The sequence below is a fragment of the Photobacterium rosenbergii genome, from assembly GCF_033022775.1.
GTDB lineage: Bacteria > Pseudomonadota > Gammaproteobacteria > Enterobacterales > Vibrionaceae > Photobacterium > Photobacterium rosenbergii_A.
Genome location: NZ_JAWJZI010000006.1, coordinates 175,792 through 202,582 on the forward strand (window position 1 = coordinate 175,792; position 26,791 = coordinate 202,582).

Genomic DNA, 26,791 nt, shown 5'->3' on the forward strand with positions numbered 1-26,791 from the left:
GCATTAGGAAGAGAAGTTACCCTTTTCCGACTCCACAGTAGCGCTCCATAGTTAATGTAATTATATACTATGGCAGTGTTGTCCCTATTCGGTGACAACCCCAGCAAGCTGGCTTGATAACCTGAGCTTACTTCGGCATCGGCTCCTTTCGTAAATCCTCACCGGAATCACCCTCCGATTTACTACTAATAGACGATGCGCCTCTACCCTTAGTCTAGGTCTGGTTAATTCTACGGAATAGATATCCAAATGCAACAAGTTAAGATGAAAAAAATGACAAAAATAGTGAATAGTCTTGCTGCGGGGTACAAAAATCACTCACTTAAATCAATTTATTATACCTTTCACATATGAAATTGATGGCAAATATTTATCAGTACGAGATGATTTTAGATAAGAATATTTACTTATCCTGACCATTACATTTTATTACAAATGAGAAATGAACCCGATAAATTGCAAAAATTTAAATGAACCCTTCATTTTTTATTTGGCAACACCGTATTAAAAGTATTATTATTGCAACTATTGAATTGTCACTGCTATTATTATTTTATAGTTTTGGACCTACAGGAAATTAAAAAATGTCTGATGCAATGAAAGCGCTACTTAACCTTCGCAGCCTTCGCGCACTTTCTCGTGAATATTCTCTTGAGCAACTACAAGAAGCACTAGAAAAGCTTCAAACTGTCGTTTCTGAGCGTGAAGAAGCAGAAGCTGAAGAAATCGCTAAAGAAAAAGAACGTACAGAGAAACTAGCTCAATACCGTGAAATGCTACTAGCCGACGGCATTGACCCTGAAGAGCTTCTAGCAACTCTAAATAAAGCACCTAAAGCAAAACGTGCACAGCGTCCAGCTAAATACCGTTTCCTTGATGAAAATGGTGAAGAGAAAACGTGGACAGGCCAAGGCCGTACTCCAAGCGCACTGAAAAAAGCGCTTGATGAAGGTAAGTCTCTAGAAGATTTTGAAATCAAATAATTCAACGTCTTTAATGAATACCTAAAAAACCCAGCAATTGCTGGGTTTTTTATTTTCTGAACCCAACCCCACAAAAAAAACACAAACAACTGATTTTAAACGAGATTTATTTATTTTTTGCGGAAAGCCCCTTCCCATAGAGTATATTTCCTCTTCCCCTACTCTAAGTAGGTATAAGCGGCGTGTAGGGTAAATCAACTTATGTCGTGTATGGGTTATTTGCTAAAGAGCATAAAAAACCAGACTCTAAGGTCTGGCTTCTTTGTCATATTTTTATCTTTAGCGGATCTGATCTGCCAAGTGGCTCACGGCCAAGGCGAAATAATGTGAACGGTTCCAGTTCAACAAGGATTGATAATTGCCGTAGATAAGGTAGGCACGGCCATGTTTATCATCAGGTTGAATAAGCCAAGCATTAATATCAACACTCGGTAGTGCCTGACCATTGAAACGCCGAACGCCTAACTTCTGCCACTCTGCTAAAGAACGAGCCTTGTTCTTCTCTACGCCCATCAACGACGCATCGATAGAAGCGGGCAGGGAAACTTGGCGACCCCATGTATATTGATCATCCCAGCCCGCCTTCTTTAAATAATTTGCAGCAGAGGCAAAAACATCCGCCTCGGTCTGCCAGATATCTATCTTACCGTCGTTATTGCCATCAACTGCGTAAGATAAAAATGACGTAGGCATAAACTGGGGCTGCCCCATCGCGCCGGCCCAAGAACCCTTCATATCTTCAGGGCTAATATGACCCGCATCCAATATTTCCAATGCTGCCATTACCTGACTGCGAAAAAACGCTTCACGCCGACCTTCATAAGCAAGCGTTGATAACGCCTCAACAACGTTATAATTCCCCATTAAGCGACCGAAATTACTTTCAACGCCCCATAGAGCAACAATAAATCGAGGCTGAACACCGTACTGCTGACCAATTTTATCCAACGTCGTTTTATGCTTACGGTAGAGCTCGTTAGCCTGTTTTACTTTCCAGGCCGGAACTGCACGGGGAATATACTCATCCAGGGTTAATTTGCGCTCTGGTTGATTTTTATCCGCTTTTACTGCACGTTCAACAAAAGTAATGCCATCAAGAGCAGAGTTGATAATCGACTCTGAAATTCCTTTTTCACGGGCTTCTACTTTTAGTCCCTCGACATAATTATCAAACCCCTCATCAGCATAAACTGCCGATGATAATCCTAACCCTAAGGCCACAAAGGCCGATATCAATCGCTTATGCATAGTTTATCCTTGGCTGCTGGCGGCTTTGTCCGCTTTGTATTTCTCCAGTAAGTTTGGCACGGGAGGCGGTACTTGCAGGTAATACCCTTTCTCTTTAAGTTCCGCTTTGACTTTTTCGATATCGGCCTGTGCCAACTTATGTCGTTCTTCTAACTTAAGTACCATGACAAATTGTGGCGTACCAAATGTTTTCAACAAAGTTTCAGGTACTGGCGAGAAGTCATCTTTGTTGTTGATATAAAGGTAGGTATTGTCTTTTTTAGGGCTTTTGTAAATTGCACACAACATATTGTCGGTAACCTGTTCGTTAATTTCGCTATTTTGTCAGACAACAATTCGACTGAATCATTCCCTTTAAAGAGGGGGATCGCCTACTTGATGAGACGGTTGTCTGAAATTCCAACGCAAAAGCAAGGATAGCTTGCTGATATACGCTTTGGAATATAACATGCAAGTTACCCAAGAGATAACGTTCCCGGACGACTAATTTAGCGACAGTCATCAATACACATGACAAAATCTGCAGAACTCAAGGGAGGCTCATTTACCCTCTCTGCCCTCCACCTCGTGGATGGCGACATACAGCAAGCAGTCAACTTTCTGAAAGAGAAGGTTGAACAGGCGCCTAATTTCTTTTCAGCCGCTCCCATCGTTATTGATGTCAGCCAAGTCGACAGTAAATTGGACTTCGCTTTGCTAAAAAGCCAAGTCCATGAAGCAGGAATGATCCCTGTTGGGATCAGCGGCTGTAAGCAACCGGAGCTACAAGCACAAGCCAAGCAGGCTGGTTTTGCCATTATGAATGCGGCAAAACAGGCCAAAGCAGCTGAACCTGTGATGACACCGACAAAAATCATTAAAAATCCGGTTCGGTCAGGCCAACAAATTTATGCTAAAAATAGTGATTTGATAGTGCTTGGACATGTGAGTGCGGCGGCGGAGATCATTGCTGATGGCTGTATCCATGTCTACGGAACTTTAAGAGGCCGTGCTATCGCTGGGGCCAGCGGTCAAAAAGAGGCAAAGATTTTCTGCCATAACTTACAGCCGGAACTCATCTCAATCGCAGGGAACTACTGGTTGAGTGACAAAATACAACAAGAGTTCTGGGGACAAAATGTCGTTATCTCGCTTGCTGAAAACAATTTGAACATAGAGCAGATGGCTCTATAACGTTTAATAAGGAATTTATAAGATGGCTCGTATTATCGTTGTTACCTCAGGTAAAGGTGGCGTTGGTAAAACTACCTCGAGTGCAGCTATTGCATCGGGTCTTGCGCTTAGCGGCAAGAAAACAGCGGTGATCGATTTCGATATCGGCCTGCGTAACCTTGATCTCATCATGGGCTGCGAGCGCCGTGTAGTCTATGACTTCGTCAACGTCATCAATGGTGAAGCCAACCTCAACCAGGCGCTAATCAAAGACAAGCGTGTCGACAATCTATACGTCCTACCCGCTTCGCAAACCCGCGACAAAGATGCCCTCAGCCGTGAAGGTGTAGAGCGTGTCTTCAATGACATGGCAGAAATGGGCTTTGAGTTCATCATCTGTGATTCACCAGCAGGTATCGAGACTGGTGCACTGATGGCCCTGTACTTTGCCGACGAAGCCATTGTTACCACCAACCCTGAAGTCTCATCTGTTCGTGACTCCGACCGGATTCTAGGCATTCTTGACTCCAAGTCTCGCCGTGCCGAGCAAGCTGAAGAACCGGTAAAGACGCACCTACTGCTGACTCGCTACAACCCGGCCCGTGTCACACTGGGCGAGATGCTAAGCGTGGGTGATGTCGAAGAAATCCTACACATACCGTTACTCGGCGTGATCCCGGAAAGCCAGGCAGTACTGAACGCCTCGAACAAGGGTGAACCGGTGATTTTCGACAAAGAGTCTGATGCCGGTATCGCCTACGAAGACACGGTTGCCCGCCTGCTTGGCGAAGAGCGCCCGTTCCGCTTCCTTGAAGAAGAGAAGAAAGGCTTCCTAAAACGTCTGTTCGGAGGGTAATACACGATGGCATTGTTAGAATTCTTCCGCCCCAAGAGACCAACGACTGCCAGTGTAGCCAAAGAGCGCCTGCAAATTATCGTTGCTGAACGCCGCTCTGCCGATCAGGGTGCACCTAGCTACTTACCGCAGTTGAAGCAGGATATTCTGGATGTGATCCGCAAATATGTCGAGATCAGTCCGGATCAGGTTACCGTCAACCTCGACCAGAAAGAAGAAGATCTTTCTGTGCTGGAGCTCAACGTCACCCTGCCAGACGAAGAGAAATAATATCTGGGTCAGTTGCCAAAAAGCCCCGCTCAATAAGCTTGAGCGGGGCTTTTCTTTACACTGCACTTTTTTCACAGCGCTTATTTTGACTGCAGTAAAGGCAGGACTTTGTCTTCGAATAGCGGCTTGCGCCAAGTTTTGAGCATATCTGGCATATGATCTTCTGAACGCTCTTTTTTCCACGCCCATGAAATCAGCTGGTTGATTTGCTTCTTCGACGCCAAGAACTCCGCCATCAACCCAGTCTCTTGCTCTACCCGCGTAACCACATCTTTAATATGCTTCACTTTCTGCTTGTAGCCAGGCAAATCAACAAGACGGGTGATTCTCTCAGGGTACTGCTCTTCAGGCATGTCATCGACATCATGAACCATTTTCAGCAACCGGTTGGCGTGGCGCTGAATTTCCATGTTATCGAAACCTTCTTTGGCCATCACAGCCTTGGACTTGATGCCGTAGCGGGCCAGCTTCCATAGATTCAGCTCTTTGACGATAAAGTTCAGGGCCAAATCGCGCTTACGCGCTTCCAGTACCCGCCATTTGGCCACTTTTTGTAAAATCGCCAGCTGTTTTGGGTTCAGCTGCCAGGCGTTTTTAATATCAAGGTAGGCTTTTTCTGGATCCAAGGTTTTCACTCGCTTGAGCATCAAACCTGCACACTCCTGCGCCAAAGCTTCCTGCCAGCCTTTGGCTTCAACCAACGGCATCAGTTTCTGGTATAGCGGCAACAGGTAATACACATCAGCGGCAGCATAATCAAGCTGGCGATCGGTGAGTGGACGAGCCAGCCAATTGGTTCGCGCTTCACCTTTATCAAGCTCGATACCCAAGAAATCTTTCACCAGCGTACCAAAACCTGCTGACACCCCATAGCCAAGGAACGAGGCCATCACCTGGGTATCAATCATCGGCACCGGCAAGCAACCGGCATAATATTGGAAAACTTCCAAATCTTCGCCGCAAGCATGGAGAACCTTGATCACCGACTGATCGCGCAGTAGCTCCCATAAAGGCTCTAGATCGTCGATAGCCAGCGGGTCGATCAATGCCAACGACTCGCCATCGAACAACTGGATCAAACCCAGCTTAGGATAAAGGGTTCGGGTTCTGACAAACTCGGTATCCAGCATGACTGCCGACTGGCGACGCGCCTGAAGACAGATTGTTTCCAACCGCGTGCGGCTGGTGATCATTTCAAAATTCACTATATCTTCACCACAAATACCAAACTGGGCTCAAGGCTAATAAAGCAGAATATTGCCCAATATGGAATAAAATGCCGGCTAATCGCCGGCATTTTGAGTTCTAATTGAGGATACGGTTACGCATCCTGAGTTTGCTGGTTGGACTCTTCACGCAAAGCACGGCGGAGGATCTTACCGACATTGGTCTTTGGCAGTTCATCACGGAACTCAACAATTTTAGGGATCTTATAGCCGGTTAAGTGCTCACGACAGTGCTCAAGCAACTCTTCACGAGTCAGGCTGGCATCGCGTTTAACCACACAAACTTTAACGACCTCACCAGATACTTCATGCGGCTCACCAATGGCTGCCACCTCAAGTACCTTGCTGTTCAGAGCAACCACATCTTCGATTTCATTCGGGTAAACATTGAAGCCCGATACCAAAATCATATCTTTCTTGCGATCAACAATGTGCAGGAAGCCTTCTTCATCGAAGCGAACGATATCACCGGTCGATAACCAACCGTCTTCGGTCAGCACTTCTTTACTCGCTTCCGGGCGCTGCCAGTAACCCTGCATTACCTGCGGACCACGCACCTGCAGTTCACCTGTCTGATCGTTACCCAGTACCTGACCTTCGTCATCAACAATACGCACGTCTGTCGATGGCACCGGCAAACCGATAGAACCATTATAGTCGGTTAGATCATACGGGTAAGCGGCCACCAGCGGTGAACACTCGGTCAGACCATAGCCTTCCAGCAGGTAGTTGCCGGTAATTTGTTTCCACTTGTCAGCCACAGCACGCTGGACAGCCATACCTCCGCCTACCGATAGGCGTAGCTGGCTGAAGTCGATTTCGTGGAAATCTTCATTGTTGACCAGGGCATTGAACAAGGTATTCACACCTGTGATTGCTGTGAATGGGTAACGCTGCAACTCTTTGACAAAAGTCGGGATATCACGCGGGTTGGTGATCAGCAGGTTACGGCCACCCATTTCAATGAACAGCAAGCAGTTCACAGTCAGGGCAAAGACATGGTAAAGCGGCAAAGCGGTCACAATAAGCTCACGGCCTTCGGTCAGTACCGGGCCATAGGCACCTTTTGCCTGCATCACATTTGCCAGCATATTGCGGTGACTAAGAATCGCCCCCTTGGCAACACCAGTTGTACCACCAGTGTACTGAAGGAAAGCAGTATCTTCACCAGACATAAATGGTTTCACATATTGCATGCGGCGGCCTTTACGCAGCGCCATACGCATTGATGTGGCGTGGGGAAGATGATACTTAGGCACCATCTTCTTGATGTACTTCACCACAAAGTTAACCAAGGTGCCTTTCGGGCGAGATAGCTGATCACCCAGGCTGGTCAGTACTACATGCTGAACACTGGTATTTTTAACGATGCTTTCAAGGGTGTGGGCGAAGTTAGAAACAATGACGATAGCCTTGGCACCAGAATCGTTCAACTGGTGTTCTAGCTCTCGCGGAGTATAAAGTGGGTTAACATTCACCACCACACAACCGGCACGCAAAATACCAAACAGGGCAATCGGGTACTGAAGCAGATTCGGCATCATCACGGCAACGCGATCACCCTTCTTTAGCTTCAGCTCATTTTGCAGGTAAGCAGCAAAAGCACGGCTTCGCTCTTCCAGTTTACGGAAGGTCATCACCTGACCCATATTGATAAATGCAGTCTGATCAGCGTACTTCTGTACAGATTGCTCAAACATTTCAACCAACGACGGATACTGATCCGGGTTGATTTCAGCCGGTACATCTTCCGGATAGCGGTTAAGCCAAACCTTATCCACTTTGCACTCTCCTTTTTGAATTTGGCATGGTGCCTATATGTGCTAACGGGTATTTAAAACATGTGTTTACACCACAATTACAGCACAATTAACATACAAGTAACACTGGCCTATTCGGCCAATGCATTAAATTTTGAACTAAACAACAATATCTCTTCAGCCACCCTTTCCGAGCTCTGAAGGTGGCAGTGGTGGCCACCCGCGACTTCAACTTGCTTAAGCTTTTTCCATCCTTGAGCCTCTGGATGTTGCAGCTTCAGTCGCCGATAGCCCGTTTGCCCAATAATCGATAACACCGGACAAGTTAAGGCGGAAATCAGGGCATCAATATGATCAGGCGACATCCTATACAAGGAATCACAGCGCAGGCGGTTGTCGTGACGCCAATACCAGCGTCCCTCTCGTTGCAACACAGCCCGCTCAACCACTGGCTGAATGTGTTCAGGCAGCACATCATTCACCGAGCAGCGCAGATCGAGCGCTTGTTGAAATGTCGCCATTGAGCGGCTTTGACGCTGCTGCGCCCTGGCACGATAGCGCTGACGACTTTGGATACCCTGCCGCAGCCTTTCAGGAGCATTGAATGTCTGTTCGGATAACGGTGCCAGCCCTTCGATTAAGCTCAACGAGGCAACCTTATCGCTAAAGGCGGCCGCATAACAGACCGAGACCAAGGCCCCCATCGAATGGCCAACAAGCGTCACCTGAGGTTGATCCAATAACTCGACCAGCTGAGCCAGATCATCAACATAATCGACAAAATGGTAAAAATTATCTGCCGCCCTGGGTGCCGATAGCCCATGACCGGGCCAGTCAATCGCAATAACATGGAAATGTTCTGCAAGTGGACCAAACAAAGGGGCAAAACTGGCCGCGTTATCCTGCCAGCCATGCAGCATCACCATCACCGGTTTTGGCGCTAAGATACCGCTTAACTGGGACTTGTCAGCGATAGGTTGCTCGGTTGGAAACGAGGCAAGCCCCGATAACGGCTGTTCAGCCAGCTGAAATTCAATCTGATACATGGCGGCTATCTACTTGGTCACCCGCTCCCTGACTTCAGCGCGGGAAAATCCTTTGTTAATCAGGCTTGGTGAGCAATGCAGACCAATACAACTTCTGTAGCGGTCAAAGTCATCAATCCAGACCTCCTGCCTCACTTGCCACAACTGGGTTCCTGAAGCGGCAACCACAGGGAACCGGTAGTTGAACTCACCAACTTTGCCGTCTTCCTCGCCATCAACATGACCAGCAACAGAAATCAACCGACCAGGATGATATTCCATCGGCTCGAGAAAGCCATCGACATATGCAACAAAACGTTTCTGGGTGCTATTCCCCAATTTAGGCTTACCATCACTGCCTATCGGCATGGCAACAATCTCCAATCGGGTTTTCTGCTCACCATTATCAATAGCAGCAATCATACCGCCAAGGCGAATAGCCTGCCCAAGCTCCTGGCCGGCAGGATCACTCAGTGCCATCACATCAGTGATCGGATTTTCGCTGTCGGTCATCAGGCTCTCAGGCACCGCGGCGCAGCCTATCATAGTCGCAGCAAGCAACCCAACGATTAGCTTCCTAAACATAGGTAACTCCATTGTAAATGATGAATATCCGCGCAATTCCCCGAGGTTCAGGCAACTAATCGCGCTTAAACATATACATCGACCCCAACCAACATCGAGAGTTCATCGCGCTTTTGCTGATGCATCACACCCAAATAACTCTCCAATGCCTGGCGATTTTGACCCTCAGGTTGGTCGTACTGAATATGGGAGTGGGCTGCGTTCAACACTTCAGGATCACGAACAGACTGGGCGACAGCTTTGGCGACGGGTGTAGGCTCACTGGCATCCTGAACGGAGGCGCGGGAGATTTTCGTCTTCGACGGGGCTTGGGGGATGGTGACAGGGAGGCGCTGAATAGAAACCATAGGAAACGTCCAGTATCCAAATAATTGCCGAGCATGCTAATACAATAGTATGCATACACGGCAATGAGGCAAGTGTATTATTCGCGGCCTGGCAATTTTTTCCAGGTAACAGTATCGCGAAGATACACAGGGCTTGCTTCTTCGGCTGCTACAGCCTCGCCACGTGCAAATGCATATTGGGCTAAATGCACCATATCGGCCGCGTCAGGATACAAAACAGAGCCTGAAACGGTTTCAACAGGTAATTGTGCCAATGCCTCAGCATAACTTTCCCAACCTGTACCAGCCGTTAACCACTGACCTTCACTCTCCGGTAGTTGCGTGATCAGCATCTCAGGCTTGATAACCAGCTCGCTCCCCTGCACCACCCAATCACCATCGCCCTGACGGCGGTACTGTCCCCAGTAGATTTCATTCATACGGGCATCAATGGCTGCCATCACCTGTTCAGCCTGATGCTGACGGTATGTACCCTGTGCCATCGCCGCCAGCGTTGAAACACCCACCATTGGCAGATCAGCACCGAATGCCAAACCCTGGGCGATACCAATACCGATGCGCACGCCGGTAAAGCTACCCGGACCGCGGCCGAATGCCAGCGCATCTAACTGGTTTAGCTTCAGGCCAGCCTGGGCCAGTACGCTGTCAACCATAGGCAACACTTTGGTGGTGTGCTCACGCGGTGCGTATTCACAGTGAGAAATCACTTCATCGCCCACAAGCAGGGCAACGGAACAGTTTTCGGTGGCAGTATCTACTGCAAGGATTTTGTTGCTCATTCAAGCCTCTGAATGCTGTTCTTCGGTATCGGCAGACGCTTGCTGACCATTTACCGAAGATAAAAATTGCCCGACGCCAATCACATCCCGGGTACGCGGGATGGGCGGCAGGCTGTTAAGAAATACGGCACCGTAAGGGCGCGTGACTAACCGGTTGTCACAGATCACCAGAACACCTTTGTCCTGCTTGTCGCGGATCAATCGGCCGACCCCCTGCTTGAGGGTGATCACCGCATCCGGGATCTGTACTTGCGCAAAAGGATCGCCACCGCGTAAGCGGCAATCCTCAATACGCGCTTTAAGCAGCGGGTCATCCGGCGCTGTAAAGGGTAATTTGTCAATGATAACACAGCTTAGGGCCTGTCCTCTAACATCCACCCCTTCCCAGAAGGCACCGGTGGCTATCAGTAAGGCGTTGCCCCGCTCGAGATATTCTGCCAGCAACTTCTGCTTGGTGGTTTCCCCTTGCACCAATACGGGCAAGTCGAGTTTAGCACGGAACCCTTCGGCTAAATCACGGACCATCTGGTGCGAAGTGCACAGGAAGAAACACCGCCCGCTATTGTCTTCAATAACCGGAGCCAGCATCTCCACCAACCGGTCGGCGATACCGAAGCTATTGGGTTCAGGCAAGAAACGGGGCACACAAAGCAAAGCCTGCTGTTGGTAATCAAACGGGCTTTCCAGTGAAAACTGCTGTTTGGGTTTGAGCCCTAACCGCTCACTGAAATGGCTGAAGTCCTCATTCACCGCCAAGGTGGCCGAGGTAAAAATCCACGCCCCGCCCTGTTGCTCTACCTGCTCGCTGAACTTATCGGCTACCGACAACGGCGTAATATGCAAGCTAAAGTGGCGCGGGGTACATTCATACCAATAGGAATAACCCGTAATGCTGGTATCGCAAACCCGCTCCAAGCGTGCCTTGATCAACGTCGCCCGCTCGAAGGCGGCATCCAATAACTGGCTCCGGCCCAATGACAGCTTCAGCACTTCATGGGTCAAGTCCAACGCATCACTCAAGCGGGTAATTTCACGCTGTATCGTCGGGCTGGCATTGGCTTCTCGCCAGTTGCCGCGAAATCCGGGTTCACCCAGCACAATCCGCATATCAGCCGCGGCCTGGTGCAGCCTATCGGCCGTCTTTTGCAGCTGACGCATGTCTTTAGCTTCAGTGCGATAGCCAATCTCGACATCTTTGGCCAGCTCTTGAATTTGGCGGCTGGACAAGCTCTGGCCAAAGTACTGGCTGGCAATATCCGGCATCTGGTGTGCTTCGTCAAAGATGAACACTTCCGCTTCGGGGATCAGCTCACCAAAACCGGTTTCCTTGATAGCCTGATCTGCCAAGAACAGATGGTGGTTAACCACCACGACATCGGCTTCCATCGCTCTGCGACGGGCCTTGACCACAAAACAGTCTTCATAGGACGGACACTCGCGGCCGAGACAGTTGTCATTGGTCGAGGTGATCATCGGGATCACCGGGCTATCTTCGGCAATGTCTTCACAATCACCCAGGTCGCCGCTTTTGGTCGAGGATGACCAGCTTCTGACCTGCACCAATTGACTGAGTAATTTGGGATCGGTATGGACACCATGGCTTTCGGTGATCTGACGGCTAAGGCGGTCAAGACACAGGTAGTTGGAGCGCCCCTTAAGCAAAGACACCCGGCCGGTAAAGCCGAGGGCATCAGCCATTAACGGCAAATCGCGGTGGAACAACTGTTCCTGAAGGTTCTTGGAGCCGGTCGAGATAATGGTTTTCTTGCCGCTGACCAGGGCTGGTACCAAGTAGGCAAACGTCTTGCCGGTACCGGTTCCCGCCTCGACCACAAGCTGGCTCTCGGTTTTAATGGCGTCGGCCACGGCCTGCGCCATATCGATTTGCGGCTGGCGGGCCTGGAACCCCGGAATGGCTTTATCCAGCGCACCACCGGAGGCAAAAAACTTGGCTATCATAGACGTTTGAGTCTCTAGGCTTTCAACTATTGGGGTTTAGAAAAACGGACTTTGGGCATGGCCCTTGATTGACCGGCCATTATGCCAATATTCCCAGCTAGCAGCCATGATTTATTCCAGTTCAAGATTTAGACTTTGACCCCGAAAGCAATCCAAGGTAAATACTAATAAATCGGATTGTTAAAAATAGTAGTTCAAGGAAGAGCACCATGGAAAAGAAAACCCTGCTGACCGACTGCCCGGACGCAATGGGCCTGATCAGCAAAATCACCAACATCTGCTACAAGCACCAACTCAACATTGTCCACAACAATGAATTTGTCGATCATTCCCACAGCCAGTTCTTTATGCGCACCGAACTGGAAGGCTACTTCAATGACGAGACATTCCTATATGACTTGGACCGCGCCCTGCCAGAAGGCAGCCACCGCCGCCTGATCAGTTCCGATCGCAAGCGGGTGGTGATTATGGTCACCAAGGAAGCCCATTGCTTGGGGGATATCTTGGTCAAGACCTTCGACGGCACCTTGGATATCGAGATTGCCGCCATTGTCGGTAACTATGACCACCTTGCGGATTTGGCCACCAAATTTGATATTCCCTTCCATCATGTCAGCCACGAAGGGCTCAGCCGCGACGAGCACGAAGCCCTGTTGTTGGAAACCGTTCAGCAATACACCCCGGATTATGTGGTACTGGCCAAATATATGCGGATCCTAACGCCAAACTTCGTGGCCCAGTTCCCCCATAAAATTATCAATATTCACCACAGCTTCCTACCGGCGTTTATTGGTGCCAAGCCTTACCAGCAAGCGTTTGAGCGCGGGGTGAAAATTATCGGTGCCACAGCCCACTTTGTGACCAACGATCTTGATGAGGGCCCGATCATTACCCAGAACGTGATTCCGGTTGACCATAACTTCAGTGCCGAGGATATGGCGCGGGCGGGGAGAGATGTCGAAAAGTCAGTGCTAAGCAAAGCACTAGGCTTGGTGATTGATGACCGGGTGTTTGTCTACGGTAACCGGACGGTGATTTTGTAATTAGCAACAACACGAAGCGCCAAGCAGCAGGGCAAATTATCAAATACGCATAAAGACATCCATGTCGCTCCGACCCACCGTCCATGGTGGGTAGGTTTTGCTAATTTACCCTGCTACTCTCGCAGAACCAGTACCGCATATTCGATCAGCTCAATGAAGGAGTGACTTCTTTGCTTACTCCGCTTCACTTTCAATGACCGCCTTCAACGAATGCGGGTGCAGCTTGATACATACGCCGTCATGCTTGAAGGCGTACGTTGGGTTAGATAGGCGCTCTTTTTCGCCTGACGGGCTGCTGGCTTTGACCTTGATGCCCTTATCTTCCAATTCACCCCACAGCCCTGCTAATTGCGGGAAAGCCTCATCAAGCGTGATTTTCAATGCCTCGGTATCGGCTGCTTTTGACGGGATAACAAACTCGACATGTTCCCAGCCTTCTTGTGGGTAGACTTTGTTGCCAGGATAAGGCAATTCCAATGCTTCAATCTGCCATGGGCCGCAGCATAGCGGCTTGTCAAAACCAATCACCACAATCGGGCGGCCATTGATTTCGTTAGTTGACCATTCCTTGCCGTAAGCCAGCCAGGCTTGGTGTAATTGCTCGGCGGTTTCCCAATCATTGACCCGCAAGGCAATATGGTCAGCCTGGTAACCGGCAAGCGATAGGCCCAGCTGTTCGGCAAGGCGCTCAATCTTCGCCATAAAGGCGGGCAACGCGACCAACATTTGCTCGGGTAACAGGCCCTTTTGTTCTAGCTTGTACATCTCTTTTCTCCGATTATTCACGCTGAGCGATTGAACGCATAATTATCCATAGTTTTCGGCTTGACAACAGTCCTTTCAGCATCGGCAAAGCCCTTGTGCTTGCTAGACTCCTGCATATTTTTCACCCCGCGATGGTTATTTAAAAAAAATCGCAATCTATGGCCTTTACGGCTTGCCAAAGCACCTAAATTTGTGGGTATTATTAGGGCAATGCAACCAGCGTATTCAAGATGTTTCCCCTCTACCCACTTCTGAGGCGGCCCCGTCAAAAATACTCACGTTATAAAATTATCACTTGGTGCTATCTTTATAGGCCAATGGTCGTGATTATTTTTGACGGTCATATCCCTTGAATACGGTGCCGTTTTTGCCTCGCCAATATGCATTTCATTTGGCGTTACAAACGATTTAAAGGATAAGCGTGTGAACATTCAAGCACTCATTAATGACAAAGTCTCTCAGGCGCTAGAAGCCGCAGGCGCACCTGCCGGCAGCCCTGCCGCGGTTCGCCAGTCTGCAAAAGCACAATTTGGCGACTACCAAGCCAACGGTGTTATGGGCGTAGCCAAAAAACTGGGTACTAACCCTCGCGAGTTCGCACAAAAAGTTATCGAGCAGCTAGACCTTGACGGTATTGCTGAAAAAGTTGAAATCGCCGGTCCTGGCTTTATCAACATCTTCCTAAGCAAGACTTGGCTTGCCGAGCAAGCTGAAAGCGCACTGAAAGATGCACGTCTGGGTGTAGCGCAAGAAGAGCAGAAAACCATCGTGGTTGACTACTCGGCTCCAAACGTAGCAAAAGAAATGCACGTTGGTCACCTGCGTTCAACCATCATCGGTGATGCCGTTGTTCGTACTCTTGAGCACCTAGGTCACAAAGTGATCCGTGCGAACCACATCGGTGACTGGGGTACCCAGTTCGGTATGCTTATCGCTAACCTTGAGCGTGTACAGAAAGAGTCTGGCGAAGTATCAATGGAGCTTTCTGATCTGGAAGCTTTCTACCGTGAATCTAAAAAGCTTTACGACGAAGATGCGGATTTCGCCGAGCGTGCACGTAACTACGTGGTTAAGCTACAGGGCGGCGACGAATACTGTGCTGAAATGTGGAAGAAGCTGGTTGATGTGACAATGATCCAAAACCAGCGTAACTACGATCGCCTGAACGTATCACTAAGCCGTGATGACGTAATGGGTGAGTCGATGTACAACGACATGCTGCCTGGCATCGTAGCTGATCTGAAAGAAAAAGGTCTGGCTGTTGAAGATGACGGCGCTCAGGTTGTGTTCCTCGACGAGTACAAGAACAAAGACGGCGAGCCTATGGGTGTGATCATCCAGAAGCGCGACGGCGGCTTCCTGTACACCACCACTGATATCGCTTGTGCGAAATACCGTTACGAGCAGCTTGGTGCAGACCGCGTACTTTACTTCATCGACTCGCGCCAGCACCAGCACCTGATGCAGGCTTGGACTATCGTCCGTAAAGCGGGTTACGTGCCAGAGGAAGTGAGCCTAGAACACCATGCTTTCGGTATGATGCTGGGCAAAGACGGTCGTCCGTTCAAGACCCGTGCCGGTGGTACTGTTCGCCTCGCCGATCTGCTTGATGAAGCCGAAGAGCGCGCAGCGAAACTGATCGAAGAAAAGAACCCGGATCTAGACGCTGAAGAGAAAGCAAACATTGCCAACACAGTTGCAATGGCTGCAGTTAAGTATGCGGACCTGTCTAAGCACCGTACTACTGACTACATCTTCGACTGGGACAACATGCTAGCGTTCGAAGGTAACACTGCACCTTACATGCAATACGCTTACACCCGTGTTGCTTCAATCTTCAAGCGTGCCGATGTTGAGCTGGCTGATCTAACTCATCCTGTTGTGATCAACGAAGAGAAAGAGCAGGCGCTACTTTCTAAACTGCTGCAGTTCGAAGAAGCGGTACAGACGGTTGCTCGTGAAGGGCACCCTCACGTAATGTGTTCTTACCTGTTCGAGCTAGCAGGTAACTTCTCAAGCTTCTACGAAGCGTGTCCGATTCTGAACGCTGAAGAAGAAGTGAAGCAAAGCCGCCTGAAGCTGGCGCTACTGACAGCGAAGACCATCAAGCAAGGTCTGGACCTTCTTGGTATCGAAACCCTTGAGCGCATGTAAGAAAACGCTTACATAATTCGATAAATCTCTAATAATTCATAGCCTTCTAGGGTATCCTTAGAAGGCTTTTTTATTTTCTGAAGCCATAAACCAACGTCAAACCCAAACGAACAACAATAATAGCCGTTGGTATAGATGACCCGTAAGAATGGATGTTAGGTATGAATAACGACAGCTTTGCGAAATCAACGGAGATCCTGAAACAAGCCGTTCCCCTGATGATTAAGCATAAGGTACCCACCACCCCAACCAACTATGCCCTGTGGTACACCTATAGCTCTCAACAAAATCCCCAGCTCAATATGGCTCTCGACAGCGGTATTGAGTCAATCGGTCACTGCACCCCGACCCTGTGTGAAAGCATCTATCAAGATCATCTTGCTAGCCAAACCGATAGCGATGTCAAACAGCTCAAGCTAAGCCTCACCGCGATGATGCAGGAGCTATCTCATAGCATGGCGGATACCCTGTCAGATACCAATAGCTTTCACAATGCGCTGGAAAGTACGTTTGGCCGCCTGGAGCAAGTTGGTAATGAAGGGATCTCACTGGAAGAAACCGTCGGCCTGGTGCGCGAACTGCTCCGCGAGTCGCAACAGATGCGCCAATCAACCGGGCTGTTCAAAGGGCAACTCGATTCGGCCCAGCAAGAGATCCAGTCATTGCGGGCTGCACTGAATAAAAGCCAGCAACAAGCCAACGAGGATGCCCTGACCAAACTCTACAACCGAAGAGCCTTCGATCAGGACATACAAAGCTATCTCGACAACCAGATCCCAACTAGCCTGATTCTATTGGATATCGATCACTTCAAGAGCTTCAATGACGAGTTCGGTCATCTGATGGGCGATCAGGTCTTGAAAATGGTTGCGAAAAGACTCACCGAGTGCTGCCGGGATTATGCCAAGGCCTACCGCTTTGGCGGGGAAGAGTTTGCCGTGCTATTGCCACATAAATCACTGCCATCGGCCCGTCAGCAAGCAGAGACCATGCGCAAAGCCATTGAGAAGATCTCAGTGCTCGACAAGAAATCAGGCCAACGGATCAATTCAGTCACAGCTTCATTTGGTATTAGCGCCTCTGAGCAAGATGAACACAGTGAGAAGCTGATAGAGCGAGCCGATCATTTTCTCAGTCAAGCCAAGCAACTCGGTCGAAACCGCGTTTTACCTATTACCTAGCCACAGAAACCTGGCCACAGAAGCATTCACGGTGTTGTTACCCTATTGGCCAAAACGCTGACCACCGCCATGAAGCCATTCCAGCTCTTCCTGAGTTGATAGCCTACCGAAAGCGGCGTTGCGATGAGGAAAGCGACCAAAGCGTTTCACGACATCATGATGACTGACTGCATATTGGTGGAAGCCCTCAAACGTATCGATATGCGTCGGCGTCACGACCTGACGTAAGCGATCGAAACGGAATACCGCCTCTTCCTGATCTTCAATTGCCTCTGAATGTTCCAGGGGTAAATAGAAAAAGACCCGCTCTATCGGAGTCAGCTCCAGATCTTGGTTCTTTGCTAACCCTCGCTTGCACAGTGCCAATGCCAGTGAGTCATAGCGGAATGCGGCACTGAGTCCTCGGTAAATATTACGAGTAAATTGATCCAGTAAAATAATCAGTGCCAAGGTGCCTTTGGGCTCTTTTGTCCAATGGCTCAGCTGCCCGCCCCCAGCTTGGCTCACTAGTTGGCGGAAGCGCTCAGCAATCAGCTGATCGGTCTCTTCCCCCCCTTGGAACCATAATTTATTACGATCAGTGACCGTTACCTCTTCACCTATCTCACCGAACCAAAAATCCAGCACTTCTTGATATTGAGCCACCATGCATCACTCCCACATCGATCTTCGCCACGATACCGCCAAATCCACATAGCGGCCAATCCAATACAACTGCCTGATCACAACCAAATCAACCATACACTGCTGAAAAACACCGACTGCCAAGGCAGAAAGCATTGCCACTGCTTTATATTCACACTATCTTACTGTCATCAGTGCAGCTCCTGATGTCTTTATACTCAAGGTAACTTGGGTATATCCTACCCCAAAGCCAATTTTTGGCTGTTGGCAAATATCCCAACGTGTGAGCTACACAATACAAATAAGGAAAAATCCCATGCAGTTTACACTCCATCCGAGACTAGCCGCAGATACTACAATTATTGGCAACCTTCCCCTGTGTCAGGTATTACTTTCTAAGGAAGCGCTTGGTCCTTGGCTGATACTGGTACCAAGAAAAGCCGATCTGCGCGAAATCCACCATCTGCCTGAAACCGAGCAGCTTCAGTTGATCAAAGAGTCGAGCGCTGTCGCAGCCGTACTGGAAAAAGATTACCAGGCCGACAAAATCAACGTCGGTGCGCTGGGTAACCTCGTGCCACAACTGCATGTCCACCATATTGCCCGTTTCAAAGATGATGTTGCTTGGCCGGGCCCGGTTTGGGGCAATACAGACGGCACCCAACGTGACGACACCCTGCAACAAGCATTAACCGAAGAGCTAAGGGCTGAGCTAAGCCATATCGACGGTTTCATTGCGGCTAAGTAACGCATTAAAAAAGGCAACCCTAAGGTTGCCTTTCTTCTAGATACGGCCTGTTATCCACGCATTACTGTGATAGCAAGCTCATCGGATTTTAGCGGTCGGTACCAAATCTCTTTGGCCCCCTGGCAGCATCCATCACTGTCGCAGCCGACCAGCTCCTTGCCCAACTTGCCTTTGCGAATCCACACCTCCAGCATGGCCTCGACGCCGTCTTCCGACATACCGAACCGCAGTGCCAACGCCTTGCGACTAGCACGCCCGTGTTGTTCAATATACTGTTTCAGCTGCTGCAGGATCATAGTGTTGCCAGCTCCTTCGCTTGCATCTGCTGGCCTTTACGCTTGAAGGTAATAAACAAGCCAGCATTGATCGCGGTGAAGACACCAATCCACAGCATGCTCGTTGCCGGGTGGTCAGCAAAGTGAGCGATCTGGTAGTAGTAAGTTGCGAAAGTATACGCCAACAACATGGTGTAACCCGCAATGAACACCGAGTACTTCTGGCCAAATTCACGTACGTAGGCACCCATAGCGGCTGCACATGGCGTGTAAAGCAGAATGAAGATCAGGTATGCCATTGCCGCAGCAGAGCTCACGAAGTGGGCTTGGATATTGCCGAAGATTGATGCATCCACTTCCTGCTCTTCTGCAGCCGCTGCTTTATCTTCCAGCTCACCAACAGTGATACCCAAAGGATCAGAGTAGCTAAGATCAGCAAGGTTCGCACCGATACTGCCTACGGCTTCCTGAAGGCTACCCATCAGGTCGTATTCAGCCTCTTCTTCACCAGCAGCTGGTGCGTAAAGGTTATTCAAAGTACCGACTACCGCTTCTTTTGCAAAGATACCGGTTAGGATACCCACGGTAGCAGGCCAGTTATCTTCTTTCACGCCTATCGGAGAAAGCACAGGAGTAACAATCTGGGCGGTTTTCGCCAATACTGAGTTAGGGGTATCTTCGTTACCGAACGACCCATCGGTACCCAATGAGTTGAAGAAGCTCAGGATAGCCACAACAACGACGATTGTCTTACCGGCACCCAGTACGAATTTCTTCAGTTTCTGCCAAGTCTTGATACCCACGTTACGCAGTGTCGGCATTTCATAATCCGGCATCTCCATAATGAAGCTATCGCTGCTACCCGGATAAATGGTGTGACGCAATACCAAACCAGTCAGTACCGCTGCCACAATACCCAAGATATAAAGACCAAATACCACATTCTGACCATTTTCAGGGAAGAAGGCTGCGGCAAAGAGTGCGTACACAGGTAGACGCGCACCACAAGACATAAACGGTGCCATGGCAGCAGCAAGCTTACGCTCACGCTCTTGCTCCAGCGTACGGGTCGCCATGATAGCCGGTACGTTACAACCAAAGCCCAACACCAATGGGACAAAAGCTTTACCCGGCAGGCCAACTTTCTGCATCACTTTATCAAGTACAAATGCTGCACGAGCCATATAGCCTGAGCTTTCAAGCATCGCCAAGAATAAGTACAGGCAAGCGATGACAGGAATGAAGGTTGCTACGGTCTGGATACCGCCGCCGATACCGTCGGCAATGACAGTGACCAGCCATACTGGAAGGTGATCATCAAGCAGGTAATGGCCGCCATCGACAAGGAGAGCGCCGGCACTGATATCGAAAAAATCGATAAATGCACTACCGATGTTGATGGAGAACATAAACATCAGGTACATCACTACAAAGAAGAAGGGGATACCAAAAGCACGGTTGAGCAACACAGCATCGATCTTGTCGCTCAGACTGCGGCTCAGCTTACCCTCTTGGCGGCGAACCTTGCTGCACAGCTGGTGCAAGAAACTATAGCGTACGTCAGCCACTTGGATATCAGGATCAACATCTACCATCAGGGTATTGCGAACATTGCACACCTGATTTTTTTGCTCTTCTGACAACTGGTTGATCACCAAGGTATCATTTTCCAAAGCACGGATAGCCTGGGCACGGCTGTTAAGCTGGGCATCGGTAAAGAAAGTTTCTGTCTCGGCAATGGCTTGCTCAAACTGGGTACCGTAATCCAGCGTCAGTTCATTGACTGCGATACCCTGCGCCAACATCTTGTGCAGCTGGGTTTTGAATTCAGCGACTTGCTTGAGGTTGTTCGCCGACAGGCTCATCACTGGACAACCCAGGGCTTTTTCCAACCCTTTGATGTCTAGCTTCTGGCGCTGACGCTCGAGCACATCCATCTTGTTCAGCACCACCACCATTGGGCGGCCCAGCTCGCGAAGCTGCAACGTCATGTACAGGCTACGCTCAAGGCACGATGCATCCACAACATTGATAATCACGTCTGCAGGCATGGTCAAGATAGCTCGGGAAGCAATCGCTTCATCCAAACTGTTCACGTCGTTTGCGCTGTCAAGGTTATAGATACCAGGAAGGTCAGTCAGCGCAAAGCTGTCGCCTGCGCAGTCATAACGGCCTGTTTTCTTCTCAACCGTGACACCGGCCCAGTTACCCACCTGCTGCTTAGCGCCTGTTAGGCCATTGAACAGCGTCGTCTTACCGCTGTTCGGGTTACCGACTGTCAGAATACTGTATTGCATCAGTTCACCTCCACATCAATGCTTTCTGCAAGTTGTTTACGCAGGGCGATATCCACGCCGCGTACTCGCACCTGAAGAGGATCCCCAAGCGGTGCTACACGAATTACACTCACCGGTGTATTCGGCAGCATCCCCATAACCATTAGCTTTTTGCGGGTAGCTGCTGGTAAGCCGGCTAAACTGGCTACCCTTCCTTCAGCTCCGCATGACATTTCTGACAGTTTCATTCTAAACCGCTACCCTAAATAAGAATAATTAGCATTAATACTTACAATATTACAGATTGAAACACATTCAGTGTTGTTTTAAATCAATAAATAACTCTCATTTTTGCATTCATTGTTTGCATTATTGACGCGCGGCACATTTTGCCAGCGGTTCAGAAGGGGTGTAACGATATAAATAAAATCAAGCGATAGTAAACCGCTTGAAAAAAAGATATTTCATGATCTTTACTCTGCTGGCGCCGAACTGGCGGCAACTTCGGTAGGAGTCTGACCGCAATATGCTTTGAATCGAGTGCTGAAGTAGGACGGATCCTTAAAGCCACATGCCAAGGCAACATCAGAGACGTTGTCTCCCTGCCTGAGCATCACTGTGGCCTGTTCGAAACGAAACTGAGTCACATAGTCCTTGAAAGGCAAGCCAAACTCTTGTTTGAAGCGGCGCTGGAATGTCCGCTCGGACATATACAAGGCTTTGGCTGCTGCCGAGGTACCAAAACCGGTATGCTGAAATTGGTTAGACACTAGCGACTGGACATTGTCTTGCCACTCTTTGTTTTGCAGCCCTCCACTTTCTGCTAATGATTGCTGCAGGCTGAGTAAGTGTCCGATCTCAGCGACCACAGTATGAGGAAGTAACGGTTTTTGCAGTGTATGGTCTGCCCAACTGACAGGTTGAGGACGTTTGCCCTCGTTGGCACTGCACAACGCAACGATCACCGGACCTTTCTTGACAAAAAACTCATCCTTCAATCCCTGAAGTAATTCTTCATCGCTTGGCTCGAGCGCATCTCTGTCAACCATCACCAGTTCGGGTAGCGGGTCTTCAAGCAACATCAGGTCTTCATAGTCGCCCCGGGTGTGGCTCACATGACAGTGTTCAGAAAGCTGTTTACTCCAGTCACTCTGAGCATCCGCCTCATCACCAATCACCATTACCCAGCGACGTAAATCAGATGCCTCTTGGCCAACATCCTGACCCTCCTGATCTAATGTCCCAACAACAAGCGGTAAACGAATAATAAATTCACTCCCGACCCCCTGGTAACTGATCACCGATATTGTGCCGCTATACTGTTCCACCAATTGCTTGACGGTACCTAGCCCAAGGCCAAAGCCTCCTTCAGCCGTATATTGCGCTTCTTCTTGGTAATAGTTATCAAACAGATGGGCTTTGGTTTGTTCTGACATCCCGCGGCCAGTATCACTGACCGAAATAACCAGCTGCTTTTCATGCTGCTTAACATTGACCGTGATCCCGCCTTTGCTATCGGTATATTTCATCGCATTGGACAATAAGTTACCCAAGATCATTTCAAGGTGGTAAGGGGCAAGATCAATGCAGGTGTCCTCAGGTATATGGTCTTCAAGACACAAGGCGATCTGTTTTTTCTCGGCTTCAGCCTGCCAGCTCAAACAGCAAGCCTGGATGATCGGCCCCACCAGCTGCTCACACGTTTTATCTGGCTCGACCAAGGCAAAAACATCACGAGCCAGCAGTTGCTCGGTAACATGCAAGGCATGGGCAACGTTGCGTTCGGCAATATCGATTTTGCTCGGAGTCTGGCAGTATGGCCGTAGATCAGAGAGTAAACCGAGCGATAGCTGCAATGGGGTTCTTAGCTCATGCGATAGATGTGCCATGATATGTTGCCGTACATCCAAAATGCGCTGCAAATGCACGTTGCTGGCATTGAGTTCTTTTTTCTGCAGCTCTATTTTTGCGGTTTTTTGAAACACAGCCTGCTTGAGCTGCTGAGCCTGGTCGCGGAAGACTTTGCTTCGCCAATAAAAGAGCAGCAGCACCAATAATAAAGCCGATACAATAACGAAACCTATCAGCGCCTGGTACACCTGCCAAGCTGCCTGAACCCGAAATACATACCGTAACTCCGCTGTTTCATTGTTTGATGGACTCACCCGACGAACTTCCAACGTATAACGCCCTGCGGACAATGCCCCAACAGCGAGCAGAGGCTGCGTAGCGATCTGCCACTCGCCGGCCTGTTCATTTTCGTCTACCAGACGATATTGATATAACGTCGAACGAGATGGCGCTGTCTCTAGCTTAAAGGCAATAGTTGAGCCATAGGGTAACCGTCTCAGCTGACTCCATGAGTCCCCCAGCGGCCAAATATCGTTATCCACCCTGACAGCACTCAGAGCCAACTCCGGCTCGGCAGGAAATTCATCGAAAAGGGCATCATGGGATATACTCAACAGCCCCTGACGGTAACCTAGCACCAGCGCATTCACATCATCTTGCAGACAAGCCAGCGAGCCGACATCCTCCGGCAGCAAACCACTATTGAAACTCAAGTGCTGTTTTAACTCGCCATAATAACTGATGAATGACAATCCACTGCTAGAAGAAAGCCAGACACCGTTATTACCCCCAACAATGCAATGGGGCAGGGCAAAATCGGAAGACAGCTGAACATCCTGCAGCTTCAAAGGTTTTAGTGTCGGTGAGACCTGCAACGCATAGTTTGTCGCAACCCAAAGTTGGCCCATTCGATCTTCATAGATATCGACAACACCACCACGATTTTCGCTCCCCGGTACAAAGTGCAGCATGCCTGCATCAAATTTATACATACCAAAGGTTGTACCTACCCAAACCTGATATTCACTGTCTTCCAAAATATTGGTGATCTGTTCTCCACCAACAGGATCACGCAACCAATGACTGCCAAATGGCATCCACTCTGTGAATTCGGGCCAATAGCGATAAAGACCTCTTTCGTAACCCACCCAAAGAGAATCAAAGTGGTCCACCATAATTCGGCTCACCGATGCCGCTTGAATATCCTTTGGTAAATCAACACTTTGCATCCTTGACTGACTGATATCGTAAGTCGTGATACCGTCTTCTTTTAGGACCCACAATTGATCACCGGACAAAGCCAGCTGCTTGATTTTACCCAAGCTGGCAATATGCCCTACCACCTCAAAAAGCGGTGAGACTTCAAATAGCCCATTGTCCGTCGCCAACCAGTAATGTCCGTTGCTACCATAAGCAATATCGGCAATGAATGAAGCATCTATCAGCCCTTCTCCTTTACCCAACCTTATGCGATTGAGCAGATCAGAACCTGCAGGTAGCTGGCTTATTCCCTCTGGTGTTGATACCCAGAGCGTACCTTGTTGATCTTGGTGAAGGCCCAATACCCGGCGACCTGGCAAAGCGTACTTGTCATGGTCAGACGGCATAAAATGTGCCTTTGTTTCCATGTCCGGCCCCATAAGGTACAGCCCCATGGTACTTCCTACCCACATGCCTTGTGTCGTAGCTTGAAGACTAAGTACCGCAGGCCTACTCTGTTTCTGCAATGGGTGTAAAACACCCTCTCTGCCTTTGATTACCCCTTGCCGGGTGCCAAACCACAATTCTCCCTGCATGTCTTGCTCAACTGCAGTAATATTATGATCTGGAAACAATTTTGTTGGCGGTATCGAAAACGAAAGATATTCGTAAACACCTTGCTGTGCGGCGACATACAAGTGATTTCCAGCGACATATAATCCCGCTAGCTTGATCGGATGCGGAAAAGGAAGGAACTTCGCATCAGGTTCTAAATCCGATAATTGATAAAGTCCGCGCCGGTTAGCAAACCATGCAGCATCACCCATACTGACAACGGATTCAATCGGAACCTGGCTGATATTGTGCCTTTTAAGGCTGGCTGTTTGCGGAGAATAAGAAAAAGCATGATTGTCTTTCACCAGCCACAACGTGTTATTAACCAGAGCAACATCTGTCACACCCGTTACTGGCTTACCCGTTCTTTCAACAGCAGGTTTGAGGTTAGTGCCGTCATAGAACAATAACTGGCCACGGATATCCACCAGCCAAAAGCCCTTGTTAGTATCATCGACGATTTTACGTACGGACAAAGCACTTGGTCCGCTGAGATCCGGCATCGAACGAAATAGAAAGCTCGACGCAGATGCTGGTATCGAGTTTGCCAGCCCGATAGCCACTAAAGTAATGAGTAGTAAAAACCGCCCGACCATAACAACGTAAACAATTACCTCAACCTCTGAATTTCACAGCCATTATGCAGTATTGACAGGTTGATTATAAGCTGACATTTATAAAATGAGGCAACATGCATAAAAAAACGCACCTTAGTGCGTTTTTTATCATTTTTAAACCTGAGTTGTTTGGTACAAAAGCCTTGTGGTTACTTCAGACACTGGCTATAGCTTTGCGACAACTGGTTCAAAAACTCGACATAGCTGCCTTGGCCGTATTCTATTTCGGTCCCCATTGGGTCCAGGGTACCAATATTGACGCCAGTACCACGTACTACACTATCAACCACGGCTGGCGAGAACTGTGGCTCACTGAATACGCATTTGGCGTGCTGATCTTTCAGTGAATTGCGAATCGCAATCAAGGTCTTAGCTCCTGGGCGGCGGTCCGGCTCTACAGTAAAGTGGCCAAGGTTGTTGAGGCCAAACTGATCTTCGAAGTAACCATATGCATCGTGGAAGACAAAGTAGCCACGATCGGAAACCGGTGTCAGCGTTTGTTCAATAGAGGCAACAGTAGCGCGAACCTCTGCCGAAAAGTTTGCCAAATTCTGCTCAAAGATATCCTTATGTGCCGGGGCGACAGTGATCAGCTTCTCGGTGATCACCTGCGCAGCCTGAACCGCTTGATCTGGACCTAACCATAGATGCGGATCAATACCGTCGTGGCTATGGCCGTGATGATCATCATGGTCGTGACCTTCATGGTCATCATGGTCGTGCCCTTCGTGATCATCATGGGCATGTTTGTCATGGTCGTGGCCTTCGTGGTCATCATGAGCATGTTCGTCATGATCGTGGCCTTCGTGGTCATCATGAGCATCACCGTAATGACGGAAATTGATGCTGTCTTGAGCTGTCAGTGTCAGTACATTTTCTTTTCCATCAAGCATCTTTATCAAAAAACGCTCCAGCTCAGGGCCTACCCAAATCACCAGGTCAGCGTCATTGAGCTTGCGGGCGTCAGAAGGACGCAGCGCATAATCATGTGGCGATGCACCTGCAGGTAGAAGCGTCTCCGTTGACGTTACTCCCTGTGTCAGCTCCTGGACAATCATAGTAACAGGCTTGACTGTCGAGACGACTTTGAGCTCTTCGGCATGCAGTGCAGGTGTAGCTAACAGCCCTAAAGTGCTGCAAGTGAGGAGTAAACGGCGCATAATAGGTTCCCTGAATAATTCTTGATTACAACAATTGCCAAAGATGTTATATTATAACATCTCACTTTGGCAAATATCTAAGCAAATAAATT

24 protein-coding genes and 1 riboswitch are annotated in these 26,791 nt (G+C 49.1%); of the genes, 8 read left to right on the top strand and 16 right to left on the bottom strand.

The window, feature by feature from the left end:
* Window positions 1–30: 30 nt before the first annotated feature.
* Window positions 31–214: riboswitch (Lysine riboswitch) on the bottom strand.
* Between the two features lie 370 nt (window positions 215–584).
* Entirely contained in the window at window positions 585–983 is a 399-nt protein-coding gene (locus R2X38_RS16470) for an H-NS family nucleoid-associated regulatory protein (protein WP_317523417.1), read from the top strand.
* Window positions 984–1,262: 279 nt separating this feature from the next.
* On the opposite strand, the gene R2X38_RS16475 is transcribed toward R2X38_RS16470, so the two are convergent.
* Window positions 1,263–2,231: a lytic murein transglycosylase gene (locus tag R2X38_RS16475; RefSeq protein ID WP_317523418.1), complete on the bottom strand. Its 969-nt coding sequence runs from the start codon at window positions 2,229–2,231 to the stop codon at window positions 1,263–1,265.
* Window positions 2,232–2,234: 3 nt separating this feature from the next.
* Window positions 2,235–2,519: a YcgL domain-containing protein gene (locus R2X38_RS16480; protein ID WP_317523419.1), complete on the bottom strand. Its 285-nt coding sequence runs from the start codon at window positions 2,517–2,519 to the stop codon at window positions 2,235–2,237.
* 222 nt (window positions 2,520–2,741) lie between these two features.
* On the opposite strand from R2X38_RS16480, the gene minC reads away from it, so the two are divergent.
* From minC to minE, 3 genes are read left to right on the top strand one after another with little or no spacing between them, the layout of a single operon-like run.
* Window positions 2,742–3,404 (top strand): septum site-determining protein MinC, encoded by a 663-nt coding sequence (gene minC / locus R2X38_RS16485; RefSeq protein WP_317523420.1) that lies wholly within the window; start codon window positions 2,742–2,744, stop codon window positions 3,402–3,404.
* Between the two features lie 22 nt (window positions 3,405–3,426).
* Window positions 3,427–4,239: a septum site-determining protein MinD gene (gene minD / locus R2X38_RS16490; protein WP_107298537.1), complete on the top strand. Its 813-nt coding sequence runs from the start codon at window positions 3,427–3,429 to the stop codon at window positions 4,237–4,239.
* A gap of 6 nt (window positions 4,240–4,245) precedes the next feature.
* Complete coding sequence (minE, locus tag R2X38_RS16495) at window positions 4,246–4,509, top strand: cell division topological specificity factor MinE (protein ID WP_107298536.1); 264 nt, start codon at window positions 4,246–4,248, stop codon at window positions 4,507–4,509.
* Between the two features lie 80 nt (window positions 4,510–4,589).
* Here the strand turns inward: minE and rnd are convergent, their stop codons facing one another.
* The 7 genes from rnd to R2X38_RS16530 form a co-directional block, all read right to left on the bottom strand.
* Entirely contained in the window at window positions 4,590–5,714 is a 1,125-nt protein-coding gene (gene rnd / locus R2X38_RS16500; protein ID WP_317523421.1) for a ribonuclease D, read from the bottom strand.
* A 116-nt stretch (window positions 5,715–5,830) separates the two neighbouring features.
* Complete coding sequence (gene fadD, locus R2X38_RS16505) at window positions 5,831–7,516, bottom strand: long-chain-fatty-acid--CoA ligase FadD (RefSeq protein WP_317523422.1); 1,686 nt, start codon at window positions 7,514–7,516, stop codon at window positions 5,831–5,833.
* Between the two features lie 110 nt (window positions 7,517–7,626).
* Complete coding sequence (locus R2X38_RS16510) at window positions 7,627–8,541, bottom strand: alpha/beta hydrolase (RefSeq protein WP_317523423.1); 915 nt, start codon at window positions 8,539–8,541, stop codon at window positions 7,627–7,629.
* 9 nt (window positions 8,542–8,550) lie between these two features.
* Complete coding sequence (locus R2X38_RS16515; protein WP_317523424.1) at window positions 8,551–9,105, bottom strand: Slp family lipoprotein; 555 nt, start codon at window positions 9,103–9,105, stop codon at window positions 8,551–8,553.
* Between the two features lie 65 nt (window positions 9,106–9,170).
* Window positions 9,171–9,452, bottom strand: coding sequence for a hypothetical protein (locus tag R2X38_RS16520; RefSeq protein ID WP_317523425.1), 282 nt, complete (start codon window positions 9,450–9,452; stop codon window positions 9,171–9,173).
* Between the two features lie 77 nt (window positions 9,453–9,529).
* Complete coding sequence (gene tsaB / locus R2X38_RS16525) at window positions 9,530–10,231, bottom strand: tRNA (adenosine(37)-N6)-threonylcarbamoyltransferase complex dimerization subunit type 1 TsaB (RefSeq protein ID WP_317523426.1); 702 nt, start codon at window positions 10,229–10,231, stop codon at window positions 9,530–9,532.
* A complete protein-coding gene (locus R2X38_RS16530) occupies window positions 10,232–12,190 on the bottom strand; it encodes an ATP-dependent DNA helicase (RefSeq protein ID WP_317523427.1) in 1,959 nt (652 codons plus the stop codon).
* Between the two features lie 209 nt (window positions 12,191–12,399).
* Here R2X38_RS16530 and purU point away from each other — a divergent pair, with 209 nt between their 5' ends.
* Window positions 12,400–13,233, top strand: coding sequence for a formyltetrahydrofolate deformylase (gene purU, locus R2X38_RS16535; protein WP_317523428.1), 834 nt, complete (start codon window positions 12,400–12,402; stop codon window positions 13,231–13,233).
* Between the two features lie 174 nt (window positions 13,234–13,407).
* Here purU and R2X38_RS16540 read toward each other — a convergent pair whose 3' ends face one another.
* The gene (locus R2X38_RS16540; RefSeq protein ID WP_317523429.1) at window positions 13,408–13,998 is read right to left on the bottom strand and encodes a VOC family protein; all 591 of its coding nucleotides are present in this window, start codon (window positions 13,996–13,998) and stop codon (window positions 13,408–13,410) included.
* Between the two features lie 423 nt (window positions 13,999–14,421).
* Between R2X38_RS16540 and argS the strand changes: the two genes are divergently transcribed.
* Window positions 14,422–16,152 carry an arginine--tRNA ligase gene (gene argS / locus R2X38_RS16545; RefSeq protein WP_317523430.1) on the top strand — a complete coding sequence of 577 codons (1,731 nt, stop codon included), beginning with the start codon at window positions 14,422–14,424 and terminating at the stop codon, window positions 16,150–16,152.
* 161 nt (window positions 16,153–16,313) lie between these two features.
* Window positions 16,314–17,333: a GGDEF domain-containing protein gene (locus tag R2X38_RS16550; protein ID WP_317523431.1), complete on the top strand. Its 1,020-nt coding sequence runs from the start codon at window positions 16,314–16,316 to the stop codon at window positions 17,331–17,333.
* A gap of 42 nt (window positions 17,334–17,375) precedes the next feature.
* Here the strand turns inward: R2X38_RS16550 and R2X38_RS16555 are convergent, their stop codons facing one another.
* Window positions 17,376–17,981, bottom strand: a complete 606-nt coding sequence (locus R2X38_RS16555) for a DUF924 family protein (RefSeq protein WP_317523432.1) — start codon at window positions 17,979–17,981, stop codon at window positions 17,376–17,378.
* Window positions 17,982–18,273: 292 nt separating this feature from the next.
* On the opposite strand from R2X38_RS16555, the gene R2X38_RS16560 reads away from it, so the two are divergent.
* Complete coding sequence (locus R2X38_RS16560; protein WP_317523433.1) at window positions 18,274–18,705, top strand: HIT family protein; 432 nt, start codon at window positions 18,274–18,276, stop codon at window positions 18,703–18,705.
* 50 nt (window positions 18,706–18,755) lie between these two features.
* On the opposite strand, the gene R2X38_RS16565 is transcribed toward R2X38_RS16560, so the two are convergent.
* The 5 genes from R2X38_RS16565 to R2X38_RS16585 all read right to left on the bottom strand — a co-directional run bounded on the left by R2X38_RS16565 (window position 18,756) and on the right by R2X38_RS16585 (window position 26,699).
* Window positions 18,756–19,001: a FeoC-like transcriptional regulator gene (locus R2X38_RS16565; RefSeq protein WP_317523434.1), complete on the bottom strand. Its 246-nt coding sequence runs from the start codon at window positions 18,999–19,001 to the stop codon at window positions 18,756–18,758.
* The gene (gene feoB, locus R2X38_RS16570) at window positions 18,998–21,277 is read right to left on the bottom strand and encodes a Fe(2+) transporter permease subunit FeoB (RefSeq protein WP_317523435.1); all 2,280 of its coding nucleotides are present in this window, start codon (window positions 21,275–21,277) and stop codon (window positions 18,998–19,000) included. The genes R2X38_RS16565 and feoB overlap by 4 nt, the downstream gene beginning before the upstream one ends.
* Window positions 21,277–21,504 (bottom strand): ferrous iron transport protein A, encoded by a 228-nt coding sequence (locus R2X38_RS16575; protein WP_281026747.1) that lies wholly within the window; start codon window positions 21,502–21,504, stop codon window positions 21,277–21,279. Before R2X38_RS16575 ends, feoB begins: the two co-directional genes overlap by 1 nt.
* Window positions 21,505–21,729: 225 nt before the next feature.
* Window positions 21,730–25,398, bottom strand: coding sequence for an ATP-binding protein (locus tag R2X38_RS16580; RefSeq protein ID WP_317523436.1), 3,669 nt, complete (start codon window positions 25,396–25,398; stop codon window positions 21,730–21,732).
* A gap of 290 nt (window positions 25,399–25,688) precedes the next feature.
* Entirely contained in the window at window positions 25,689–26,699 is a 1,011-nt protein-coding gene (locus R2X38_RS16585) for a zinc ABC transporter substrate-binding protein (protein WP_317523437.1), read from the bottom strand.
* Window positions 26,700–26,791: the final 92 nt, after the last annotated feature.

Coding starts and splice junctions, on each gene's coding strand:
- R2X38_RS16560 (WP_317523433.1), top strand. CDS start 18,274: ATGCAGTTTACACTCCATCCGAGACTAGCCGCAGATACTACAATTATT.
- R2X38_RS16475 (WP_317523418.1), bottom strand. CDS start 2,231: ATGCATAAGCGATTGATATCGGCCTTTGTGGCCTTAGGGTTAGGATTA.
- R2X38_RS16575 (WP_281026747.1), bottom strand. CDS start 21,504: ATGAAACTGTCAGAAATGTCATGCGGAGCTGAAGGAAGGGTAGCCAGT.
- R2X38_RS16480 (WP_317523419.1), bottom strand. CDS start 2,519: ATGTTGTGTGCAATTTACAAAAGCCCTAAAAAAGACAATACCTACCTT.
- purU (WP_317523428.1), top strand. CDS start 12,400: ATGGAAAAGAAAACCCTGCTGACCGACTGCCCGGACGCAATGGGCCTG.
- R2X38_RS16550 (WP_317523431.1), top strand. CDS start 16,314: ATGAATAACGACAGCTTTGCGAAATCAACGGAGATCCTGAAACAAGCC.
- R2X38_RS16530 (WP_317523427.1), bottom strand. CDS start 12,190: ATGATAGCCAAGTTTTTTGCCTCCGGTGGTGCGCTGGATAAAGCCATT.
- R2X38_RS16540 (WP_317523429.1), bottom strand. CDS start 13,998: ATGTACAAGCTAGAACAAAAGGGCCTGTTACCCGAGCAAATGTTGGTC.
- feoB (WP_317523435.1), bottom strand. CDS start 21,277: ATGCAATACAGTATTCTGACAGTCGGTAACCCGAACAGCGGTAAGACG.
- minE (WP_107298536.1), top strand. CDS start 4,246: ATGGCATTGTTAGAATTCTTCCGCCCCAAGAGACCAACGACTGCCAGT.
- R2X38_RS16585 (WP_317523437.1), bottom strand. CDS start 26,699: ATGCGCCGTTTACTCCTCACTTGCAGCACTTTAGGGCTGTTAGCTACA.
- R2X38_RS16565 (WP_317523434.1), bottom strand. CDS start 19,001: ATGATCCTGCAGCAGCTGAAACAGTATATTGAACAACACGGGCGTGCT.
- minD (WP_107298537.1), top strand. CDS start 3,427: ATGGCTCGTATTATCGTTGTTACCTCAGGTAAAGGTGGCGTTGGTAAA.
- R2X38_RS16510 (WP_317523423.1), bottom strand. CDS start 8,541: ATGTATCAGATTGAATTTCAGCTGGCTGAACAGCCGTTATCGGGGCTT.
- R2X38_RS16520 (WP_317523425.1), bottom strand. CDS start 9,452: ATGGTTTCTATTCAGCGCCTCCCTGTCACCATCCCCCAAGCCCCGTCG.
- R2X38_RS16555 (WP_317523432.1), bottom strand. CDS start 17,981: ATGGTGGCTCAATATCAAGAAGTGCTGGATTTTTGGTTCGGTGAGATA.
- R2X38_RS16515 (WP_317523424.1), bottom strand. CDS start 9,105: ATGTTTAGGAAGCTAATCGTTGGGTTGCTTGCTGCGACTATGATAGGC.
- minC (WP_317523420.1), top strand. CDS start 2,742: ATGACAAAATCTGCAGAACTCAAGGGAGGCTCATTTACCCTCTCTGCC.
- R2X38_RS16470 (WP_317523417.1), top strand. CDS start 585: ATGTCTGATGCAATGAAAGCGCTACTTAACCTTCGCAGCCTTCGCGCA.
- tsaB (WP_317523426.1), bottom strand. CDS start 10,231: ATGAGCAACAAAATCCTTGCAGTAGATACTGCCACCGAAAACTGTTCC.